At 56.4% G+C, this 415-nt stretch carries 1 pseudogene; it reads right to left on the bottom strand.

Annotation, left to right across the window (positions count from 1 at the left end):
• Window positions 1-415 (bottom strand): annotated as a pseudogene (locus A3754_RS27420) (lipopolysaccharide assembly protein LapB); the annotation flags it as partial.

The raw sequence follows: 415 nt of genomic DNA, 5'->3' as shown, positions 1-415 counted from the left end.
GATAAAGTCCGCCGCTTCCTTGTCGCCATAACGCTCTTTAAGCGTTTCCGAGAGCAACAGAATACGCGTGGTGCTGGGTTTCTCTGCACTGTAATCGGCCAGCATCTGGATAAAGTCTTCTTCCTTTTCCTGATGCTGAAAACACTGCCGCAGACGATCCAGTGTTTCATCAAAAAAGTCACTGTCCTGGTTCCAGACCCGCTGAAAGGCATCAATCGCGGCGCCCCAGTTGGATTCCGCCATTTCCAGATCGCCTTCCGCCAGGCTGGCACGCACGCACTGGTTATCGAATGACAACGCCCGGCGCAGCATACGGCGGGCTGGATTAATGTCGCCGTCCCGACGCAGGGTTTCCGCTTGCTCACAGCAGAACTGGGCCAGTACCGGCGCCAGGTTCGCACGGTTCTTGAGCAGG

It is taken from the genome of Alcanivorax sp. HI0083, from assembly GCF_001635175.1.
Note: the sequence above shows the minus strand (reverse complement) of the source record. Positions and strands in the feature narration are given on the sequence as shown.